Raw genomic sequence first — 19813 nt, forward strand, 5'->3', positions numbered from 1 at the left:
ATTCTGCTAAGAGAGTCAATTCCCAGTGAAGAAATTGAAAACCCAAGTGATTCCATTCCTGCTGTCGGCAACTTGTCCATGAAGCGCCCCAAAAAAGGTCTTTTGCAGCTCTACCTGGACTTTTCCGCCATCCTCAACCAGCTTCCCGTAGATGCTGCGTAGCTCTTCTTCACTATCCAGCGCCATAATGATGCTGACATTCTCTGTTTTGGCACCCCGGCCATAATCATCAGAGAAATGGATCAGGCTGGATCCGAGCACCAGATCGGCATGCAGCACCTTGCCGTTATGCTCATTCAGTACCTTGATTTCACCGCCAAATACGCTTTGGTAATACTCCACTGATTCACGTACATTCTCAATAATTACATAGGGGCTTGCACTAATCATCGTTATTCCTCCGGCCTTTTAATTGGACAGCAACCAGCCGTCACTTCTTCTTATTATATACAATGGCGGCGCTGGTTACCAAGCCTTGAATCAGCTACCCATACTCTTCCGCAGACATAACAAAAAAGCAGCCGGTTTCCCGGCTGCTTCGTAAAACGTCCTATTCCGTTGTGTAAGGCAGCAGCGCGATTTGACGCGAGCGTTTTACAGCAATGGTCAGAGCGCGTTGGTATTTTGCACTTGTACCAGTTACACGACGCGGCAAAATCTTTCCGCGTTCGCTGATGAACTTCTTAAGAAGCTCAGTGTCTTTGTAATCAATGTGAGTAATCTTGTTCACAGTGAAGTAGCACACTTTTTTGCGCTTGTTGCGTCCACCACGACGTGCCGGTCTTTTGTCGTTGTCTCCGCCTTCTCTTTGTTTGAAAGCCATGTTCAGTTCAGTCCTTCCTTATTAAAATGGCAAATCATCGTCCGATATATCGATCGGTTTTCCATCGCCCGAAAAAGGATCTTGATTATTGTTGCTGCGCGAGAAATTGTTGTTATTTCCGCGTCCACTGTTACCGCCGCCACCATAGGATGGTTCTTCGGGTACACTTCCGCCACTTGGCGCATTGCCACCTTCACGATTCTGCGAGGATTCCAGGAAACGGACATTATCGGCAATAACTTCAGTAACGTATACACGTTTACCTTCGTTATTCTCGTAATTCCGTACTTGGATGCGGCCTTCTACGGCTGCCAGACGCCCTTTGCGCAAGTAATTGGCACAGGTCTCAGCCAGCTGTCTCCAGGTTACTACCGGGATGAAGTCCGCTTCGCGTTCACCGTTCTGGCCCGTAAAGTTGCGGTCTACGGCAAGCGTAAACTGCGTTACGGCAACACCAGCGGGAGTATAACGAAGTTCCGGGTCACGGGTCAACCGACCGATCAGAATGATACGGTTCAACAATTCAATCCCCTCCTTTTAAGCGATTCGTTACAAAGCTTGTCAAGATCTTAGGCAACGTCGTTCGTAATGAGATAACGAATAACTTCGTCGGAAATCTTCATGAGACGCTCGAGTTCAGTAACTACTGCAGGTTCTGCAGTAAAGTTAACCAAAACATAAACGCCATCACGGAATTTCTTGATCTCATACGCAAGACGGCGTTTACCTTGCACATCGTGCTTTGTAATTTCTCCGCCGTTGGAGATGACGCCTTGGAATTTTTCGACTGCTGCTTGAACGGCTTCTTGTTCAATGTCAGGACGAATAATGTACATGACTTCATATTTGCGCATAATTTTCACCTCCTTATGGTCTGCGGCCCCTGATCACGTCAGGAGCAAGGAACGAGCACAAACATAGACTCGCACCAAATTAATATACCAAATAGTTCTGCTGATTGCAAGTACTAATAATCCTCGGCAGATCATGGGAGCTTATGGGCTACATGAACAGCACCCAGCCGGCGCACAATATAACCGCATTACCACATCATCTGAGGAGGGATCAACATGGGTGAACAAACAGAATATGAAAAAGGCGACAAAGCACCAAACCCGGGAGTCTATACAGAAGTAGGAGAAGCCCGCAGCTTCCACACCCAAATTACGAATCCAAAACGCATCACGATGGAAAAGGGAGATACCTTCCCTGAAACAACAAACAAGGACCGTAAGTGGAAAAAGGTTGAAAAGGCCCGGGTTCATTAATTTTTTCATATTACTTGTATAAGAAAACGGGTTCCGGCCCATAATAAACTCAGGCAGTACAAAAGAGAGGTGTGGTTCCGTTGGACGTCGTAGACGAACACAATCACTGGGATTCTGATTCAGCAACTATTGTAACCCGGGAACAGTAAGGCTGGCCCTTAAAAAAGGTATCAGCTTTTGCAATACCCAATCACTTTAGCGGCTATAAACAGAGAAATTCCGAACATCATTGATGTACTGCCTCTGGAGAGAGATCCGCAAGGATCTCTCTTTTTGTTGTGCTTGGTGTGACAATATTTCAAGTCTGGAAACAAAAAAACCTCCGCAATAGCGAAGGTTCTATTTATCAATGATATTAGTTGTGCTGTAGTGGCGGAGAGGGTGGGATTCGAACCCACGCACGCTGTGACACGCCTAACTGATTTCGAGTCAGCCCCCTTGGGCCACTTGGGTACCTCTCCGCAGCAAGATTTATTGTATCATGTCATTTACAGTTTTGCAAGCTTAAATATTTTGTAAGCCCTCTTCTTTTGAGCGCAGCACCTTTTTCAGGTTTTTCTCGAATTTGGCTCGGGGGATTAGAACACTGTGCTGACAGCCGACGCATTTTATCCGAATATCCATCCCCATCCGGATGATCTCCATTTCATTGGTTCCGCAGGGATGGGGCTTCTTCATCTGAACAATATCCCCTAATTGAAAAACCTTCCGTTCCATCAGTTCTCCCCCTTTTCTCCCTCTTGAGCAGCTGCGACCTGTCTTCGCGGAACAGCGTCTCCCGCCTCTTCGGCCTGCACTTCATGCTCACGGGCCTTCCGCTCAGCCTCCGCTTCTTCCAGCGCCGTCTGCTTCTCCAGTGCTTGCTTAATATCGCTTTGGATCTGCCGCTGTGCTGCATCTCTGGCATTGGGCTGGCAATTGGCCGCTACACGAATTACGTATTCAGAAGTATTCATGGATTGAATCCCCAGTATATTCGGGTAAGTCAGTATACTTTCATTCCGCTCCTCAATCCCCTGCAAAGCCTCGCCGATTAGGGCAAGTGTGGTTTCAAGCCCCCGCTCAATCTTCACCGGCACATCCACCACCGCCAAGGCATTAGCCAGAGAATAATTCGTTACGTTGACGATCGTGCCATTAGGGATAATATGAACCTCGCCTGTCGTGCTGAGCAGCCTGGTTGTTCTGAGGCCGATCATTTCTACGGTTCCTTTATAGGTTCCCGTCTGAATCACGTCGCCTACTGCGAACTGATCCTCAAAAATGATAAAGAAACCGGTAATTACATCCTTGACCAAACTCTGTGCTCCGAAACCGATAGCCAGACCAACAACACCGGCTCCGGCCAGCAGCGGCCCAAGATTGAAATTGAATTCCGAAAGAATCAGCATAATCATGACAAAATTACAGATGACCGTAACCACATTTTTCAGTAGCCCGCCTACGGTAGAGAAGCGGCGGCTGTTTGCCAGTAATCTGCCCCTGGTTTCGCGTTCCATCGAGCGGTCGATAATTTGGTATACGACCTTAATAATAACCCGGGTCAGAACAATGATTAGTAAAATCCTCAGACCTGAGAAAAGCACGTTCGCCCACATATTTGCATCCGTAACCCATTCCCACACTTTATCCTTGAAGTGGACCACCTGCTCTACAGGATTATCAGGCGTTGTCGCCTCTAATATCCATCTATTCATTTGATCCCTCCTTATTATTCTACCTCTATGTAGCCGCTGCCCTCACCATTCTTACTGAATATTCCGCGGATTTCAACATTCTGTTCGGCAATCAGCTTGCGGACTCCAACGAGATCAGCTTCGAAAAATTGGATCGACATCGCGCACCCTGCGGTAATTTCTTTGGGAGTCGGGAAGATATCGATTTCGATCTCCGCATATTCGAGCAGCATTTCTGCGCGCAGCGCCTGCTGCGTAGAGTCAAATGCAATCAGCATCTCTTCTTCCATGTATACCTCCCTCTGGGCTTAAGGTCCTATCTCTTGCACCTGTAGTATAAAAACCCTCTTTCATCCATATACTAGGATCATTAACATTCTCCCCGCGGACAGATGGCTTAAGCTATCAGCAATCTATGAAATGAAATAGCAGACTGCTGATATTTTCGTAGAAGTTCCGCCGCAGAAAGGAAGATTATATGAATTTCTCTTCTCAAGCTGTACCGCTGCCAGAGCCGTCTTGTTTAAAAATATCACATGCTGATCCTAACATCTACTCGGCGATCATGCACCGTTTGCTTTTCCACTTATCACGTACCCGTCCGGATACTCCAATCGTGATTGTCTGTGTAGGTACGGACCGCTCTACCGGTGACTCCCTTGGCCCTTTGGTCGGTACGGCATTAGCCCGCTTTCACAGTCCCTTGTTCCATCTTTACGGAACACTGGACGAGCCTGTACATGCCGTGAATCTGGAAGAGACTTTGACTCTTATTCACAATGAATATAAGGATCCCTTTATCATTGGCATTGATGCTTGTTTAGGGCATTCCGCCAGTGTCGGCTGCATCCAGGTCGTGGATGGCCCGCTGCGTCCCGGAGCTGGTGTGAATAAACAGCTGCCTCCAGTCGGGGATATTCATCTAACCGGTATTGTAAATGTCGGCGGATTTATGGAGTATTTCGTTCTGCAGAATACCCGGCTGAGTCTTGTCATGCGTCTGTCTGATATTATTGCCGTCAGCCTCTATTCCGCTTTAAAACAATGGAAGCTTCATGCTAAATCTGCTGCAGCGCTAGAGCAATAACTTCCTTCTCTTCCGGTGAGAGCGGGTACTGGGAAGTTCCGCCTTCCAGCGGCTTAGAGTATATATAAGAGTTCTCGCGGTTGTGCAGGCTCGTTAGTACCACACCACTGCTGCTGTCATCAATAATTGCCATTGAAAAGCTCAAGTCATTTCCACGCTCACCGAATGCGTTGTACCGCTTTATCGCAACTTTTGATTTCATGCCGCGCATTTTTGTCTGAGCTGCTTCAATTAACGCCTTGTGTTCACGTTGTCCCTCTTCAAGCATTTCGCTCTGATTTTTGAGATCAATCAGCAGGCTTTCCAGATCCTCGACACCATTCCCGCTCATCATTGCTTCGTATTTGCGCCGCATTTTACGGAGCTTACTGCCCTGAACGATCTGGATAATTACCAGCACCAATAGAATAACAGCAGCAGCAAATACAACTAATGATAACTGTTCACTTATTATTTGATTCAACTCTGACATGTATGGACCATCCTTTTGTATTTATCTGCTGGAGTGAAGGCCATATAACTCAGCCATGGCATCCAGCAATCTGTTAATGTCTTCTTCTGTGGAGCTTACCCCTACACTAGCCCGCACAGCTCCGCTCCCCAGTGTATCAACTGCTTGATGAGCTAATGGCGTGCAGTGCATTCCAGCCCGTACAGCTATGTTGTATCCTCGGTCCAGCCGGTGTGCAATATCTGCTGATTCCCGTCCTTCGATTGTAAAAGAAACAATTCCGCTCCGTGGAGCTCCGATGGCAGGACCAAGCAGCCTAATACCAGGGATTGCCGACAGTCCCTCCATCATTTTCTGCGTTAATATCCATTCCTGATGATGGATATTTTGTGTGCCCAAAGATTTAATGATTTTCACTCCGGCGAGCAGTCCGGCTATGCCCACTGCATTTTGTGTCCCTGCCTCATAACGGTCCGGGCGCACCGCCGGTTGTTCGCTGTTCTCGGATTGGCTGCCGGTCCCCCCGAGCATCAAAGGTTCCAGATCAAGCTCTGGCGAAATATAGAGTCCTCCTGTCCCTTGTGGACCGAGCAGGCCTTTATGTCCCGGAAAAGCAAGCAAATCAATGTTCATTTCTTTCACATTAATATCCAGTGAACCTGCACTTTGGGCTGCATCGACCAGAAAAACAGCACCATTAGATTTGGCGATATCGCCTATATCACCAATCGGGAGAATGCTGCCAAGCAGATTCGAGCTATGATTGCATATCACCATTTTAGTATTAGGCTTAAAGAGCTTATTCAATTCCTGCAGATTGATTTGCCCCTCTTTATCGACCCGCAAATAATCAACCTCTACCCCTATTGTCCGGCGCAAATATTCCAATGGCCTGCGTACAGAATTATGCTCAGTCATCGTCGATATCACATGATTCCCTGGTTGAAGTGTACCCTTAATGGCCATATTTAGCCCCATCGTTGTATTGTGGGTAAAGGCAATATCCTGGGCATTTGATATTGCAAATAGTTCAGCCAGCAAGGCGCGCGCTCTCACAAGCACTCTGCCCGTCCCTATAGCCAGCGAGTGGTTGCCGCGGCCGGCATTAGCCCCCGAGTGCTCCAACGCCTCCATCATCGCCACAGCCACCTCTGGCGGCTTAGGCCAGGATGTTGCCGCATGATCCAGATATACCAGTGGCTCCATTCTCTAACCTCACTTTTCGAGTTTAAAAAACATACCCCTCCATATCCGTGTTAAGGATACCTCAGGATATGTTTTCGGGCAAAGATATTCAAATCAGTTCCCCAATAGTTCGAGCAGTCTTTCCAAGTCTTGGGCACTATAATAGTTGATCTCGATTTTCCCTTTGTCTTTACCTTGCTTAATTTTCACCGTGGTCTTGAATCTTTCACGCAATCCTTCCTCTACATTATCAATGTACGGATCACGTTTAACGATTTTCGCCTTTACTCCAGCAGTTGGTTTACGGTCAAGGTTCTTCACAACCTCTTCCAATTGTCTTACACTCCATTGCTGTTCCACACATTGTTCGGCCAGCTGCTTTACAGTCTCGGAATCCTTCAACGCCACAATTGCCCGGGCATGACCCATCGAAATTGTTCCACGTGAAACATAATCCTTAACTTCCTCCGGCAATGTGAGCAACCGCAAAAAATTAGCGATATGCGATCTCGACTTACCAACCTTCAGAGATAATTCCTCCTGAGTCAGTGAAAACTGATCCATTAAACCTTGGTATGCAACGGCAACCTCCATCGCATTTAGATTTTCACGCTGCAGGTTTTCAATAAGGGCAATTTCCATCACCTGTTGGTCACTCAAACTTCGCACAACAGCAGGAATTGTTGCCTTTCCGCAATATTGTGACGCCCGGAATCTGCGTTCACCAGCGATGATTTCATATCCCTTTAACACGCTGCGGACAATAATCGGCTGGATGACTCCATGTTGTCTTATGGACTCGGCCAATTCTTGAATTGCTTCTTCATTGAAATCCTTGCGCGGCTGATAAGGATTAGCCCGCAACTGACCCAAAGGTATCTCCACAACCTTATCATCTTCGTTGATCGACAAGGATGGAATTAATGCATCTAGACCTTTCCCTAAACGCTTACTCATAAGAGATCACTTCCTTTGCCAACTCTAAGTACACTTCTGCTCCTTTGGAACGGGTATCATACGTAATTATGGATTGTCCATGCGAAGGAGCTTCGCTAAGACGAACATTACGAGGAATAATCGTTCTATATACCTTCTCCTGGAAATATTTTTTGACCTCTTCAATAACTTGAATCCCCAGATTCGTCCGGGCATCAAGCATGGTCAGCAGTACTCCCTCAATTTTTAGATGAGTATTAAGATTTTTTTGTACTAAACGCACTGTGTTGAGCAATTGGCTGAGCCCCTCCAGCGCATAGTACTCACACTGGATTGGAATAATGACCGAGTCTGCCGCAGTGAGTGAATTAATAGTAAGAATGCCGAGTGAAGGCGGGCAATCGATAATGATGTAATCATAATTACTTTTAACCGCATTGAGCGCCTTTTTGAGCTTCAGTTCTCTGGAGATCGTCGACACTAATTCGATTTCAGCACCTGCCAATTGAATCGTAGCCGGGATAATATCGAGCCCTTCGATCTGCGTCTGTAGAATTGTTTCTTGAGGGTTAGCCTCATTAATAAGTATATCGTAAATGCAATTTGCTACATCCGCTTTGTTGACGCCAACGCCGCTTGTAGTGTTGCCTTGCGGATCGATATCGACAAGAAGCACTCTTCTACCCAAAGTAGCCATTCCGGCACCCAGGTTCACGGAGGTTGTCGTTTTACCAACGCCGCCTTTTTGATTTGCTATGGCAATAATCTTGGACACTTATTTCACCTCGAATTGTTAGAAAGAATCATCTTGTAGTTCGTGAAGTTGTAACGGCGCAGACCGTGAATTAGACGGCATCACTTATTGCGAGAAATATAGATAAATATACAGGTATAATTTTCAACGAATTCATCCGCCGGTATAATCTGATTGAAGTCATACAAAAGGCGGCCAATCACCTCAGGGCCGCCTTCAGCTTTTGAAACAATTTATCGTTTTGGGATCTGAATCACAATCTCATAATGGTCGCCGCGGTCATTTTCCGAGGTCTTTATTTCCATTCCTGAGCCTGATACCATATCAATGGATTGACGAATTGTATTAAGCGCTAGACGAACGTCCTTGGTGTAGGAAACCCGTTTTGATTTTTTGGTCTGGTTAACAGCTTTGTAAAAGGCTATGCGAGCTTCAGTCTGCTTCACATTCAAGCCCTTGGCAATAATCTCAGCCAGTACTTTCAGCTGCATTTCCACACTGTCCAGAGATAACAAGGAACGAGCATGTCTCTCTGTGATCTGTCGTTCCATGAGGGCTGTCTTAACTTGCTCGGGCAGCTGCAGGAGGCGAATCTTATTTGCGATCGTGGATTGGCTTTTCCCTAACCGCTGTGCCAAGCTTTCTTGAGTCAATTGATGAAGATCAATCAATTTCTGATAAGCAATAGCTTCCTCAATAGAGGTTAAACCTTCGCGCTGCAAATTTTCTATTAATGCAATTGATGCAGCCTGAGAATCATTGAACTCACGAACAATGGCCGGAATGGTCTCCAAGCCGAGCTTCTTAACCGCACGCCAACGCCGTTCACCAGCGATAATCTCATACAAAGAATCACGCACTCGCACAACGATGGGTTGAATAACTCCGTGAGTTTTGATGGTCTGACATAGCTCGTCTATCTTCTCATCATCAAAAATTGTCCGTGGTTGATAAGGACTGCTAATTACCTCATGAACCGGGATCTGTTTGATCTCTTCTCCGCTGCTCCGCTCGGTAAATCCAAAAAGCTTGGTGAATTGTTCTTTCATTCCGTTCATAACCACCTAGTTTCGTTATAGTACGATCCTCTTGACCTTGCCTGGAGAAAAGCTTATCGTACAGCATTCAATGCAGCCTGGAATCCCCAGGCAAAAAGACGCTCATTTCCGGAAGAAACTCCATTCCAGATAGTCGCTGAAATTCTATCACTATATTATTCTATCACTTTTCCGCTCATAATCCTATTCTCCATAAAGACCTATTTTTCCTGCATTTTAAATTCAGCGTGAAAGCTTCTTAACCCCTATCACAAAATAAAACAACAAGCCTCCATGGATAAAAGGCTTGTTGTTTTGTATGCTATAAAACGCAATTTGCATATTCACATTTGTTTCACGTGAAACAATCAGATCAGTGGTGATTTGGCAGGCATTCCTGCTTTACGGGGATATTTGGCCGGTGTGGCTCCAGTTTTGCGGATCATCACGATTTGCCGCGCCGACTCCTCTACTGGCAGGCTGAATGACTCCACTTGCTTGAGTTCAGCCCGTAATTCCTTGAGGCTTCTTTTGGCTTCTGTTAATTCCTCAGCAGGATCATTTCCCTTCATCGCTGCAAAAATACCGTCTTTTCGCGTGAACGGAAGACAGAATTCATTCAGCAGTGATAAACGTGCCACAGCACGGGCAGTTACTACATCATATGCGTCACGGTGAACGAATTGTCTGGCTACATCCTCTGCCCGGCCATGAATAAGCTCTACTCCGGTTAGTCCTAAGGTATCACACACATGCTGGAGAAATGAAATTCTTTTACTTAAAGAATCCACAATTGTCAGCTTTAAATGCGGGAAACAGATTTTCAAGGGAATGCCGGGAAATCCTGCTCCTGATCCGATGTCTGCCAGACTTTTCACATCATCCATGTTCAAATAGAAGGCAAGAGAAAGCGAGTCGTAAAAATGCTTCATATAAACCTGACTGCGTTCAGTGATCCCGGTAAGGTTCATCTTCTCATTCCAAGACACCAGTTCCTGATAATAAAGCTCGAATTGCTCCAATTGCCGGGGGGTAAGCTGAAGGCCCCGCTCCTGTAAAAGTGCAGTGAACTGCGCTGAAATACTGTCCATAAATTATCCTTTCGCCGCCGTTACTCGGTTGTAATGCTCTAAGTGCACAAGCAGAATCGAAATGTCAGCCGGTGTGACTCCGGCAATCCGTGAAGCTTGTCCGATAGATATCGGGGCAATCTTCGTCAGCTTCTGCCGGGCTTCCATAGCCAGTCCATGAATCTCATTATAGTTAATATCATCCGGGATTTTCTTCTTTTCCATCTTTTGCAGCTTTTCCACATGTGCCAGCTGTTTCTCAATATATCCGGCATACTTAATCTGAATTTCCACCTGCTCCTTCATCTCTTCATCAAGGAATTCAGGGGCTGGAGATATTTGATCAACAAAGCTGTAAGCAAGCTCGGGACGGCGCATCAGTGTAAGCAGATTGCTGCCATCTACAATAGCTGCAGACTCAAAAGCTGCTAATGCTTCATTGACTTCTACGGGTTTCACTTTTGTTTCTTTAAGCCGGACAATTTCACGTTCGACTGTTTCCTTTTTATTAAGGAAAGCTTCATAACGCTGCTGCGGTATCAACCCAATCTCATAGCCTATAGGTGTCAGCCGCAGGTCGGCATTGTCATGACGAAGCAGCAAACGGTATTCTGCCCGTGATGTAAGCAGACGATAAGGCTCATTAGTTCCTTTGGTAACCAGATCGTCAATCAGCACTCCAATATAGCCTTGGGAACGATCGAGAACCACAGGTTCCTTCTCCTGCACTTTGCGGGCAGCATTAATCCCGGCCATTACGCCTTGTCCAGCTGCTTCCTCATATCCGGATGTACCATTGATCTGTCCGGCAGTGAACAGTCCCGGCAGACGTTTGGTTTCAAGTGAAGGCCACAGCTGGGTAGGCACCATCGCATCATATTCAATCGCATAGCCGTTGCGCATCATTTCTACCTTTTCCATTCCCGGGATGGAGCGAAGTACTGCTAATTGAACATCCTCCGGCAGACTGGTGGAAAGACCCTGTACATAGTACTCTGATGTGTTTTTTCCTTCCGGTTCAAGAAAAATCTGGTGCTGCGACTTGTCGCTGAACCGGACCACCTTGTCTTCGATGGAAGGGCAGTAACGCGGACCTGTTCCTTCAATAATACCGGTAAACATTGGAGCACGGTGAAGATTGTCATTAATGATCTGATGCGTCACTGGAGAAGTGTAGGTCAGCCAGCAAGGGAGTTGTTCGTTTTGTGACGATTTGGTTTCAAAAGAAAAGAACTTCGGCTTATCATCACCAGGCTGAATTTCTGTCTTGGAGAAATCAATCGTATCTTTATGCACACGCGGCGGTGTACCGGTCTTAAAGCGAACCAGATCGAAGCCGAGCTCACGCAGGTTCTCCGACAGGCGTACAGAAGGCTGCTGATTGTTTGGTCCGCTCTCATAAGTCAGCTCACCCATAATTACTTTTCCGCGCAAGTAAGTTCCGGTGGTCAAAATAACTGTCTTACTACGGTATATAGTGCCTGTCTTGGTAATCACACCGGCACAACGTCCGTCTTCAACGATCAGTTCCTCAACCATCCCCTGACGAAGCGTCAGGTTAGGCGTCTTCTCCATCGTTTCTTTCATGGCATGCTGATAAAGGAATTTATCCGCCTGTGCGCGTAGAGCATGAACTGCTGGTCCTTTACCGGTATTGAGCATCCGCAGCTGAATAAAAGTCTTATCGATGTTACGGCCCATCTCTCCGCCAAGCGCATCGATTTCACGGACTACATGTCCTTTGGCCGGACCTCCAATTGAAGGATTACACGGCATGAATGCCACCATGTCCAGGTTAATAGTAATCATCAAAGTGTTGCAGCCCATCCGGGCTGCAGCCAGTGCAGCTTCGCAGCCGGCATGACCGGCGCCAATGACTATTACGTCATAGCTGCCTCCTTCATAACTCATCTCTTATTCCTCCTAATAGCTTCATATAACAAGCTTAATTATATAGTTTTATGCAGTGGAAGGATCCCATCCAGATCCCTTGCTACATATTATTTGCCTAGACAGAATTGCGAGAAAATCTGGTCTAGCAGCGAATCAGCAGCGGTATCACCGATAATCTCTCCGAGCTGCTCCCAAGCCAGACGAACGTCAATTTGGATCATATCAATTGGAACTAACATATCAGCTGCTTCGTAAGCATCCTGCAGCGATTTATACGCTTTTTTGAGCAAGGCGATATGCCGTACATTACTGACATAAGTAAGGTCGCCGGATTCCAGTTTTCCGCCGAAAAACAGCTCCGAAATGGCTTCCTCCAGCTTATCCAGCCCTTCCTCCTCCAGCACCGACATCGGCACAATGCTCGATTCGTCAAAGAACGTAAGCAGCTTGGCTTTGTCCAGGCGTGGCGGTAAGTCCATTTTATTCATGATGACTAAGGCTTGTCTACCGTGGATTTGTTCCATTAGTGCCAATTCATCCTCATGCAGTTCTTCATTTGCATTAAGGACAAGCAGGATCAGATCAGCATCACTAAAAGCTGCCTTGGAACGTTCTACACCGATTTTCTCAACTACATCCATAGTTTCCCGAATACCGGCGGTATCCAGTAGCTTCAGCGGAATATTGTTGATTGTTACATATTCTTCTATTACATCACGCGTTGTTCCCGGAATATCCGTTACAATCGCTTTGTTGTCACGGGCAAGCGCATTAAGCAAGGAGGACTTGCCGACATTAGGGCGGCCGACAATGGCCGTCGTAATACCTTCACGCAGAATTTTTCCTTCATTGGCCGTCTTCAGCAGCTTATTAATACCTTCCATTACCTCACTGCTTTTTGCTTTAATGAACTCAGCCGTGAATTCTTCCACATCATGCTCAGGATAATCAATATTCACTTCAATGTGTGCTAGAGTCTCAATAAGGGTATGGCGCAAACTCTTGATCCGCTCGGATAACGATCCGCTGACCTGTTTCAGGGCAACGGAAAAGGCACGGTCCGACTTTGAACGAATCAAATCAATGACCGCTTCTGCCTGGGAGAGATCAATCCGCCCGCCCAGAAAAGCGCGCTTGGTGAATTCACCCGGCTCGGCTAATCGGATATCCTGCTGCAAAAGCAGATCCATCACTCTTCTGACTGATATTACTCCGCCATGGGCACTGATCTCCACTACATCCTCTGTTGTGAAGGACCGTGGTCCCTTCATTACAGTCACCAGGACCTCTTCCATCCGTTCCCCGTCCACCGGGTTAATAATATGGCCATAATGAACGGTATGGGAAGCAACCTCCGTAAGCGGAGTTGTACTGCGGAACAAAGGGGCAACCTCAGATATAGCTTTCGGTCCGCTCACGCGGATAATCGCAATTCCGCCCTCGCCCAGTGCCGTCGATACGGCAGCAATGGTGTCACTAAGCATGCTGTTTCTCACCTCAATATAGTGTTTAATTTAGAATGTGAATGCACTAAAATCTTATGGTTCTAAAAAAAGCAATGACCCCTTACATTGGTCAAGGAGTCATTGCGGCTGTATTCATCTCTACTTCAAAGTTATAACGACGCGCCGGTTAGGTTCTTCACCCTTGCTAAGTGTGTTGACTTGACGATGATCCTGCAGCCTGGAGTGAATGATCTTACGCTCCTGCGGCGACATGGGCTCCAGCACAACCTCTTTACGGGTCCGAACTACACGGCCAGCCAATCGGTCAGCCAGTTCTTCTAAAGTCTTCTTGCGGCGTTCGCGGAAATTCTCCGCATCGAGCACCAGACGGATGAAACTGTCAGAATAACGGTTGGCCACAATATTAGCCAAATACTGCAGAGCATCGAGAGTTTGTCCTCTTCTGCCAATCAGGAGGCCGAGATCCGGACCGGAGATTTGCAGAATAGTCGATTCCTTGGTATGAACGATTTCAACTTCCACCGTGAGCCCCATGCTCTTGGCGACATCCACAATGAAATGAACGGCCTCTTGGTAAGCTTCCTCCACCGGTTGTCCGGAATCTTGGCGCGGCACACCGCCGCCAGCCTCCTGTTTGCTCTCTCGTGTTGACTGCTGAGGCAGTGACGGAGCACTCGCCGCTGACGCCGGTGCGGCTTCGGTAATCAAGGTGAGTTCCACCTTGGCACTTTTCGCACCGATCAATCCAAGGAATCCTTTTGACGGCTGTTCAAGTACGTTGACCGTGACCCGGTCCTTTTGAACTCCAAGCTGGTTAAGTCCCCGTTCTACAGCTTCTTCAATGGTTTTCCCTGTTGCGACGACTTTGCTCATTTTGACTTTTTGGCTCCCTTCTTTGCTTTGCCGCCATTGCCTTTTGCAGCGGGAGTAACATCCTTGCGGGCGCTTGTATCCTTGCCCTTCACAAGGTTCACTTCTTTGCCGGTACCAGCAGTTGCGACAGCCAACTTGGTCTTATCGTTGTTGCGGTATAAGAAGTAGTTCTGGATAATGGTGTAAAGGTTACTGTAGAACCAGTACAACGGCAGTGCTGAAGGGAAGTTATACGACATGATGAAGATCAATACCGGGTATACCATCATCATGAACTGCATTGGACCCTGCTGCTGAACCGGATTCATTTTGGTCATCATGCGGGTTTGCAGGAACGTAGTTGCTGCAGCCAGCAATGGCAGAATGAACAGATGGTCAGGTTTACCTAGCTGAAGCCACAAGAAAGAATGCTCCCGCAGATCAGGGTTATAATAAATCGAGTTGTAAAGCGCGATAAAAATCGGCATTTGCACAATCAGCGGCAGACAGCCTGCCATCGGGTTTACTTTGTTTTCCTGGAAAAGGCGCATTGTTTCCTGCTGTACCTTTTCGGGCTCATCTTTATATTTTTTCTTAATCTTCTCAAGTTCCGGTTGAATCGCCTGCATCGCACGCGAGCTCTTTACCTGTTTCATGGTAAGCGGCAAGATTAGCGTACGGACAATAATAACCATTACAAGAACGGCCAGTCCATATTGTCCATTAAACCACTTTGCGAACGTATCCAGGGCGATGGCGAAATAATATACTACATTACTCTGCCAAAAGCCTCCGTTTTTCAAATCCTCCGTAGTATGCGTCACTGTAGTCGACGACGGAGAGCATCCCGACAGAACAGCGATCATTAGAACCATTAACCCGAGGAGAAGAAACATTTTTCCTCGTTTAGTCTTCAATAGAGACACTTCAAAACCCCTCTCTTAAACATTCCATTGCACCGTAAATCATACCATAATTATGAATACAAATAAACAAGCCTCTTCCGCAGCCATTACTTGCGTGAGGCCTTGAGCAGCTTGGCTTTGCGCAGTACATGGAGGGCACTTTTTTCGAGCTCCGCATAATCCATATTTAGGGCTCCTTTTCTTACGATAAATACCATATCCAACCCGCCGGCAATTTCCGGTTCGTGATGACGGATAATTTCCTTCACCAGTCGTCTCATCCGGTTGCGGACGACGGCGTTTCCGACCTTTTTGCTGACCGACACACCAAGCCGGAACCTCTCCACCTCTTTTCTGCTGAACCAGTACACAACAAACTGATGATTCGCAAATGACTTCCCATGGCGGTATACGCGGCTAAAGTCCGCACGGTTTCGTAATCGTAAACTTTTGTGCACGGGAATCTCCTATTCAAAAACCGGGCTTCAGGGAAGCTCCGGAAATTTATCTTCTAATTAGTATAGTCATCCGGCTGCCGCCATAAACGGCTTGTCCGGGATCAGACATGTTCTTCATTCGATCTGCGTATACATAAGAAGAAACGGCTTTGCCGTCCTTATAAGGAAGGTATCCGTTTCTGCGAGTTAGAGAGGGATCATTTAGAGTGTGACACCTATTAGCTCTTCTTCTCTGCTAAAAAAGGCCCGCAAAGTGTAGCCATGAGCCTTTGCTGAGCCTCGAAAGTGTCCATTCACAAATTAGAAAACGGCTTGGTTCCATCTAACAGGACGATATCCGTTTCTGCCCTATATAAGGAAGCGAAAAATACAGCTCTGCATTTATGCCCCCTTATATTTAAAAAAGGACCACCGCAGTGGTCCCTAAGTGGCCTAACTTACGCACTCAAAACTTTTCTGCCTTTCAGGCGGCGGGCTGCCAGCACTTTACGGCCGTTTTTCGTGCTCATTCTTTTGCGGAAACCATGCACCTTCTTGCGTTTGCTCACATTCGGTTTGAACGTCGGTCTCATGTATTGCACCTCCCTTACAGGATCTTAATTACTGTCATATTAGCAGAAACGGTCTAAGCCGCTCTTTTGAGTAGGGACAGTATCTACAAGTATTATCAATTAAATTTGGAGACATATCCTCACAGAAAACACCTTTATATATTTAAACACAGAATCGGCCCAAAAGTCAACCGTTTCTCTGTACTCCCTCCCCCTCTCCGCAGATTGTTTATCCACAGTCCTTCAGATTCAAAAAACTAATCCACAAGCTATTACAGTTATCCACCTGTGACTAAAAAATAAATCCACATCCACAAAAGTGAGCACAACCTGTGTATAAAAAAATAGGAGCCATGACGGAACCTGTCGAACGGTAAACAAATTATCAACAATATGTAGTGTTGTTCTTAAAAATTATACACAAGTGATTGAATTTGTGGATAAAATGGCTCGGCTCATTGAAAAACAAGGGTGGTTTTGCTATGATGGTATTACTTTTGAATGTGAATAGATTTGTTTGTTCTCTATATTATCAACAAGCTGTGGATAAAGTTGTGAACAATTCAAATTTATCCATATTTTTTTGTCTCTTGATATTGCATATTGGGGATAAGATTCAGCACGAACCCATTTTCTTCGACATTTCCACTTCATGGCTGACGCCACATTTGGAAGATTTAAAGGAGTGACAGTCTGTGGACAGCCATACTTCCGAATTATGGCAGCAAATTTTATCGATTATTCAAACTAAACTAAGCAAACCGAGTTTTGATACGTGGTTTAAAGCGACGAAAGCATTATCGTTCAGCTCTCAGGCCCTTATCATCTCGGCACCTACAACTTTTGCCGTAGAATGGCTGGAAAGTCGTTACACAAAACTGGTAGGAGCTACAGTTTATGAGGTTACCGGACAACAGGTGGACGTCAAATTTGTAATTGAGGAGAACAAACCCTCAGAGCCTGTAATTCAACAGATGGCGCCTTCGCCAGCAGTATCGCGTGAAGAAGCGCAGACCCATCTGCTTAATCCGAAATATACGTTCGATACGTTCGTAATCGGTTCCGGCAACCGTTTTGCGCATGCAGCCTCGCTGGCTGTGGCCGAAGCGCCGGCCAAAGCTTATAACCCCCTCTTCTTGTACGGCGGCGTGGGACTGGGAAAAACCCACTTAATGCATGCCATCGGGCACTATGTGCTGGAACATAACCCTAACAACAAGGTTATCTACATCTCGTCCGAGAAATTTACGAATGAGTTCATCAATTCCATCCGTGACAACCGCGGCGAAAGCTTCCGCAACAAATACCGCAATGTTGACATTCTGCTAATTGACGATATTCAATTCCTGGCTGGCAAAGAGTCTACGCAGGAGGAATTTTTCCATACGTTTAATGCACTGCACGAAGAACGCAAGCAAATCATCATCTCCAGTGACCGTCCGCCAAAGGAAATTCCAACACTGGAAGAACGGCTGCGCTCCCGGTTTGAATGGGGACTTATTACCGATATTCAGCCGCCGGATCTGGAGACACGCATAGCCATTCTGCGCAAGAAGGCCAAAGCGGAGAACCTTGACATCCCCAATGAGGCAATGATGTATATCGCTAACCAGATTGATACGAATATCCGTGAGCTGGAAGGCGCGCTGATCCGGGTTGTGGCCTACTCCTCGCTAACCAACCAGGACGTAACCACTCATCTGGCAGCCGAGGCACTGAAGGATATTATCCCGTCCAGCCGGCCAAAAATGATCACCATCGGTGATATTCAGCAAAAGGTGGGAGAATACTACAATTTACGCATGGAAGATTTCAAAGCGCGCAAACGTACCAAAGCCGTCGCTTTTCCGCGACAAATCGCGATGTATCTCTCGCGTGAACTAACGGATTATTCGCTGCCTAAGATTGGTGAAGCCTTCGGAGGACGCGATCATACAACTGTAATTCATGCCCATGAGAAGATTACACAGTCATTAAAGGTCGATCAGGAGTTGTACAAAGTGGTCAATAATCTTGCGGAGAAAATTAAAAATCCTTCCTAAGAGGAACAAAGAGCCTATACACAATCTATACACATGTGGGTAGGCTTAATTTTATGCTGTTTACGGGAGTTATCCACATAAACGGAGCCCCTACTACTAATACTATTAAAGATCTATAATAATTCATCTTCTAAGAGCAGGTTTCAAAGAGGATAAACGTAAGACCATTTCCCAACTTTTCAGCTAGGAGTGAAATCATGAAAATAAGCATTCTTAAAAATGAACTCAACGAATCCATCGGGCATGTATCCAAAGCTATCTCCAGCAGAACGACTATTCCGATTCTGACCGGCATTAAGTTTGAAGTCAGCCATCAGGGAGTAACACTGACTGCAAGCGACACGGATATTTCGATTCAATCCTTCATTCCGGCTGAAAATGACAGCCATACGATCGTAAAAGTCGAACAGCCCGGAAGCGTAGTGCTTCCTGCCAAATTTTTCGTTGAGATTATCAAGAAGCTTCCCTCCAAAGAAATTCACATGGAAGTCAAGGAAGGCTTCCAAACCTATATCTCCTCCGGATCCACCGAGATTCAAATCGTCGGTCTTGATCCTGAGGAATTTCCTGTTCTGCCCAGCATTGAAGAGAATGAAACGATCTCTCTGCCAGGCGACCTGCTGAAGAATATGATCAAACAGACCGCTTTCTCCATCTCTACCCAAGAAACAACACCAATCCTCACCGGGATCCTGTGGAATTTAAGCGATAATGAATTCAAATTCACGGCGACTGACCGCCACCGCCTGGCTACAAGAGCAGCGCATCTGGAAGGCACAGAAAGTGTACAGTTTGCGAATGTCGTAATTGCCGGTAAAACGCTGAATGAACTGAGCAAAATCATTCCGGACCAGAATATGCTGGTGGATATTGTCGTAGCCGACAACCAGGTCCTGTTCAAAATCGATAAAGTGCTGTTCTATTCGCGCATCCTGGATGGCATTTATCCGGATACTTCTAGAATTATTCCGACCAACTACAAAACAGAACTAACGCTCGACACAAAAAAATTAAGCGAATCCATCGACCGTGCTTATTTGCTGTCCCGTGAGGAAAAAACAAATATCGTGCGCATGCAGACTTTGGATAACGGTGATGTTGAGATTTCCTCCAGCTCATCAGAGCTGGGTAAAGTCCGTGAAGAACTCGAAGTCATTGATTTCAAAGGCGAACCGCTAAAAATCTCCTTCAACTCGAAATATATGCTGGATGTGCTGAAGGTTGTCGAAAGTGAGCAGCTGGTTATTGCTTTTACGGGCATGATGAGTCCGATCATCTTACGGCCGCTAGATGAGAGCCGCAGCCTGTATGTGATTTTGCCGTACCGCACAACTAACTAACGCCACTGTTCACGGACCT

General features: G+C 46.4%; 23 protein-coding genes and 1 tRNA gene. 4 read left to right on the forward strand and 20 right to left on the reverse strand.

Annotation, left to right across the window (positions count from 1 at the left end; translation table 11 throughout):
* Nucleotides 1-15: 15 nt before the first annotated feature.
* From L6H70_RS24615 to rpsF, 4 genes are all read right to left on the reverse strand, one after another.
* A complete protein-coding gene (locus L6H70_RS24615) occupies nucleotides 16-390 on the reverse strand; it encodes a VOC family protein (RefSeq protein WP_236336824.1) in 375 nt (124 codons plus the stop codon).
* Between the two features lie 160 nt (nucleotides 391-550).
* Nucleotides 551-823, reverse strand: a complete 273-nt coding sequence (gene rpsR / locus L6H70_RS24620; RefSeq protein WP_019914552.1) for a 30S ribosomal protein S18 — start codon at nucleotides 821-823, stop codon at nucleotides 551-553.
* A 21-nt stretch (nucleotides 824-844) separates the two neighbouring features.
* Complete coding sequence (gene ssb / locus L6H70_RS24625) at nucleotides 845-1345, reverse strand: single-stranded DNA-binding protein (protein ID WP_236336826.1); 501 nt, start codon at nucleotides 1343-1345, stop codon at nucleotides 845-847.
* 47 nt (nucleotides 1346-1392) lie between these two features.
* Nucleotides 1393-1677 carry a 30S ribosomal protein S6 gene (gene rpsF / locus L6H70_RS24630; protein WP_054942636.1) on the reverse strand — a complete coding sequence of 95 codons (285 nt, stop codon included), beginning with the start codon at nucleotides 1675-1677 and terminating at the stop codon, nucleotides 1393-1395.
* Between the two features lie 216 nt (nucleotides 1678-1893).
* Between rpsF and L6H70_RS24635 the strand changes: the two genes are divergently transcribed.
* On the forward strand, nucleotides 1894-2091 hold the full coding sequence (locus L6H70_RS24635; RefSeq protein ID WP_054942637.1) for a YjzC family protein: 198 nt from the start codon (nucleotides 1894-1896) through the stop codon (nucleotides 2089-2091).
* Nucleotides 2092-2461: 370 nt separating this feature from the next.
* Here the strand turns inward: L6H70_RS24635 and L6H70_RS24640 are convergent.
* The 4 genes from L6H70_RS24640 to L6H70_RS24655 all read right to left on the reverse strand — a co-directional run bounded on the left by L6H70_RS24640 (nucleotide 2462) and on the right by L6H70_RS24655 (nucleotide 4057).
* A tRNA-Ser gene (locus L6H70_RS24640) sits at nucleotides 2462-2552 on the reverse strand.
* A gap of 43 nt (nucleotides 2553-2595) precedes the next feature.
* A complete protein-coding gene (locus tag L6H70_RS24645; RefSeq protein WP_236336827.1) occupies nucleotides 2596-2808 on the reverse strand; it encodes a DUF951 domain-containing protein in 213 nt (70 codons plus the stop codon).
* Nucleotides 2808-3788: a mechanosensitive ion channel family protein gene (locus L6H70_RS24650; protein WP_236336828.1), complete on the reverse strand. Its 981-nt coding sequence runs from the start codon at nucleotides 3786-3788 to the stop codon at nucleotides 2808-2810. Before L6H70_RS24650 ends, L6H70_RS24645 begins: the two co-directional genes overlap by 1 nt.
* Nucleotides 3789-3802: 14 nt before the next feature.
* Entirely contained in the window at nucleotides 3803-4057 is a 255-nt protein-coding gene (locus L6H70_RS24655) for a putative Se/S carrier protein (RefSeq protein ID WP_236336829.1), read from the reverse strand.
* A gap of 188 nt (nucleotides 4058-4245) precedes the next feature.
* Here L6H70_RS24655 and yyaC point away from each other — a divergent pair, with 188 nt between their 5' ends.
* Nucleotides 4246-4854, forward strand: a complete 609-nt coding sequence (gene yyaC / locus L6H70_RS24660; RefSeq protein WP_236336830.1) for a spore protease YyaC — start codon at nucleotides 4246-4248, stop codon at nucleotides 4852-4854.
* On the opposite strand, the gene L6H70_RS24665 is transcribed toward yyaC, so the two are convergent.
* The 12 genes from L6H70_RS24665 to rpmH all read right to left on the reverse strand — a co-directional run bounded on the left by L6H70_RS24665 (nucleotide 4826) and on the right by rpmH (nucleotide 16433).
* Nucleotides 4826-5326 (reverse strand): DUF4446 family protein, encoded by a 501-nt coding sequence (locus L6H70_RS24665; RefSeq protein WP_236336831.1) that lies wholly within the window; start codon nucleotides 5324-5326, stop codon nucleotides 4826-4828. The two genes, yyaC and L6H70_RS24665, sit on opposite strands and share 29 nt — an antisense overlap.
* A 21-nt stretch (nucleotides 5327-5347) precedes the next feature.
* On the reverse strand, nucleotides 5348-6511 hold the full coding sequence (locus L6H70_RS24670; RefSeq protein ID WP_236336832.1) for an aminotransferase class V-fold PLP-dependent enzyme: 1164 nt from the start codon (nucleotides 6509-6511) through the stop codon (nucleotides 5348-5350).
* A 93-nt stretch (nucleotides 6512-6604) separates the two neighbouring features.
* Entirely contained in the window at nucleotides 6605-7447 is an 843-nt protein-coding gene (locus L6H70_RS24675) for a ParB/RepB/Spo0J family partition protein (protein WP_236336833.1), read from the reverse strand.
* Nucleotides 7440-8201, reverse strand: a complete 762-nt coding sequence (locus L6H70_RS24680; protein WP_236336834.1) for a ParA family protein — start codon at nucleotides 8199-8201, stop codon at nucleotides 7440-7442. The genes L6H70_RS24675 and L6H70_RS24680 overlap by 8 nt, the downstream gene beginning before the upstream one ends.
* Before the next feature lie 212 nt (nucleotides 8202-8413).
* Nucleotides 8414-9229 carry a nucleoid occlusion protein gene (gene noc / locus L6H70_RS24685; protein ID WP_054942646.1) on the reverse strand — a complete coding sequence of 272 codons (816 nt, stop codon included), beginning with the start codon at nucleotides 9227-9229 and terminating at the stop codon, nucleotides 8414-8416.
* Nucleotides 9230-9585: 356 nt separating this feature from the next.
* Nucleotides 9586-10308, reverse strand: coding sequence for a 16S rRNA (guanine(527)-N(7))-methyltransferase RsmG (rsmG, locus tag L6H70_RS24690; protein ID WP_236336835.1), 723 nt, complete (start codon nucleotides 10306-10308; stop codon nucleotides 9586-9588).
* A gap of 3 nt (nucleotides 10309-10311) precedes the next feature.
* Complete coding sequence (mnmG, locus tag L6H70_RS24695; RefSeq protein WP_236336836.1) at nucleotides 10312-12198, reverse strand: tRNA uridine-5-carboxymethylaminomethyl(34) synthesis enzyme MnmG; 1887 nt, start codon at nucleotides 12196-12198, stop codon at nucleotides 10312-10314.
* Nucleotides 12199-12287: 89 nt separating this feature from the next.
* The gene (mnmE, locus tag L6H70_RS24700; protein WP_236336837.1) at nucleotides 12288-13664 is read right to left on the reverse strand and encodes a tRNA uridine-5-carboxymethylaminomethyl(34) synthesis GTPase MnmE; all 1377 of its coding nucleotides are present in this window, start codon (nucleotides 13662-13664) and stop codon (nucleotides 12288-12290) included.
* Nucleotides 13665-13784: 120 nt separating this feature from the next.
* Entirely contained in the window at nucleotides 13785-14519 is a 735-nt protein-coding gene (gene jag / locus L6H70_RS24705; protein ID WP_236336838.1) for an RNA-binding cell elongation regulator Jag/EloR, read from the reverse strand.
* Complete coding sequence (locus L6H70_RS24710) at nucleotides 14516-15424, reverse strand: YidC/Oxa1 family membrane protein insertase (protein ID WP_206102613.1); 909 nt, start codon at nucleotides 15422-15424, stop codon at nucleotides 14516-14518. Before L6H70_RS24710 ends, jag begins: the two co-directional genes overlap by 4 nt.
* Before the next feature lie 86 nt (nucleotides 15425-15510).
* Nucleotides 15511-15861, reverse strand: a complete 351-nt coding sequence (gene rnpA, locus L6H70_RS24715; protein ID WP_206102614.1) for a ribonuclease P protein component — start codon at nucleotides 15859-15861, stop codon at nucleotides 15511-15513.
* Nucleotides 15862-16298: 437 nt separating this feature from the next.
* On the reverse strand, nucleotides 16299-16433 hold the full coding sequence (gene rpmH, locus L6H70_RS24720; RefSeq protein ID WP_019914530.1) for a 50S ribosomal protein L34: 135 nt from the start codon (nucleotides 16431-16433) through the stop codon (nucleotides 16299-16301).
* Nucleotides 16434-17107: 674 nt separating this feature from the next.
* Between rpmH and dnaA the strand changes: the two genes are divergently transcribed.
* Nucleotides 17108-18454 carry a chromosomal replication initiator protein DnaA gene (gene dnaA, locus L6H70_RS24725; RefSeq protein WP_054942653.1) on the forward strand — a complete coding sequence of 449 codons (1347 nt, stop codon included), beginning with the start codon at nucleotides 17108-17110 and terminating at the stop codon, nucleotides 18452-18454.
* Nucleotides 18455-18651: 197 nt separating this feature from the next.
* Nucleotides 18652-19794 carry a DNA polymerase III subunit beta gene (gene dnaN / locus L6H70_RS24730; RefSeq protein ID WP_054942654.1) on the forward strand — a complete coding sequence of 381 codons (1143 nt, stop codon included), beginning with the start codon at nucleotides 18652-18654 and terminating at the stop codon, nucleotides 19792-19794.
* The last annotated feature ends 19 nt before the right edge of the window (nucleotides 19795-19813 follow it).

Source organism: Paenibacillus auburnensis (genome assembly GCF_927798115.1).
GTDB lineage: Bacteria > Bacillota > Bacilli > Paenibacillales > Paenibacillaceae > Paenibacillus_AQ > Paenibacillus_AQ auburnensis.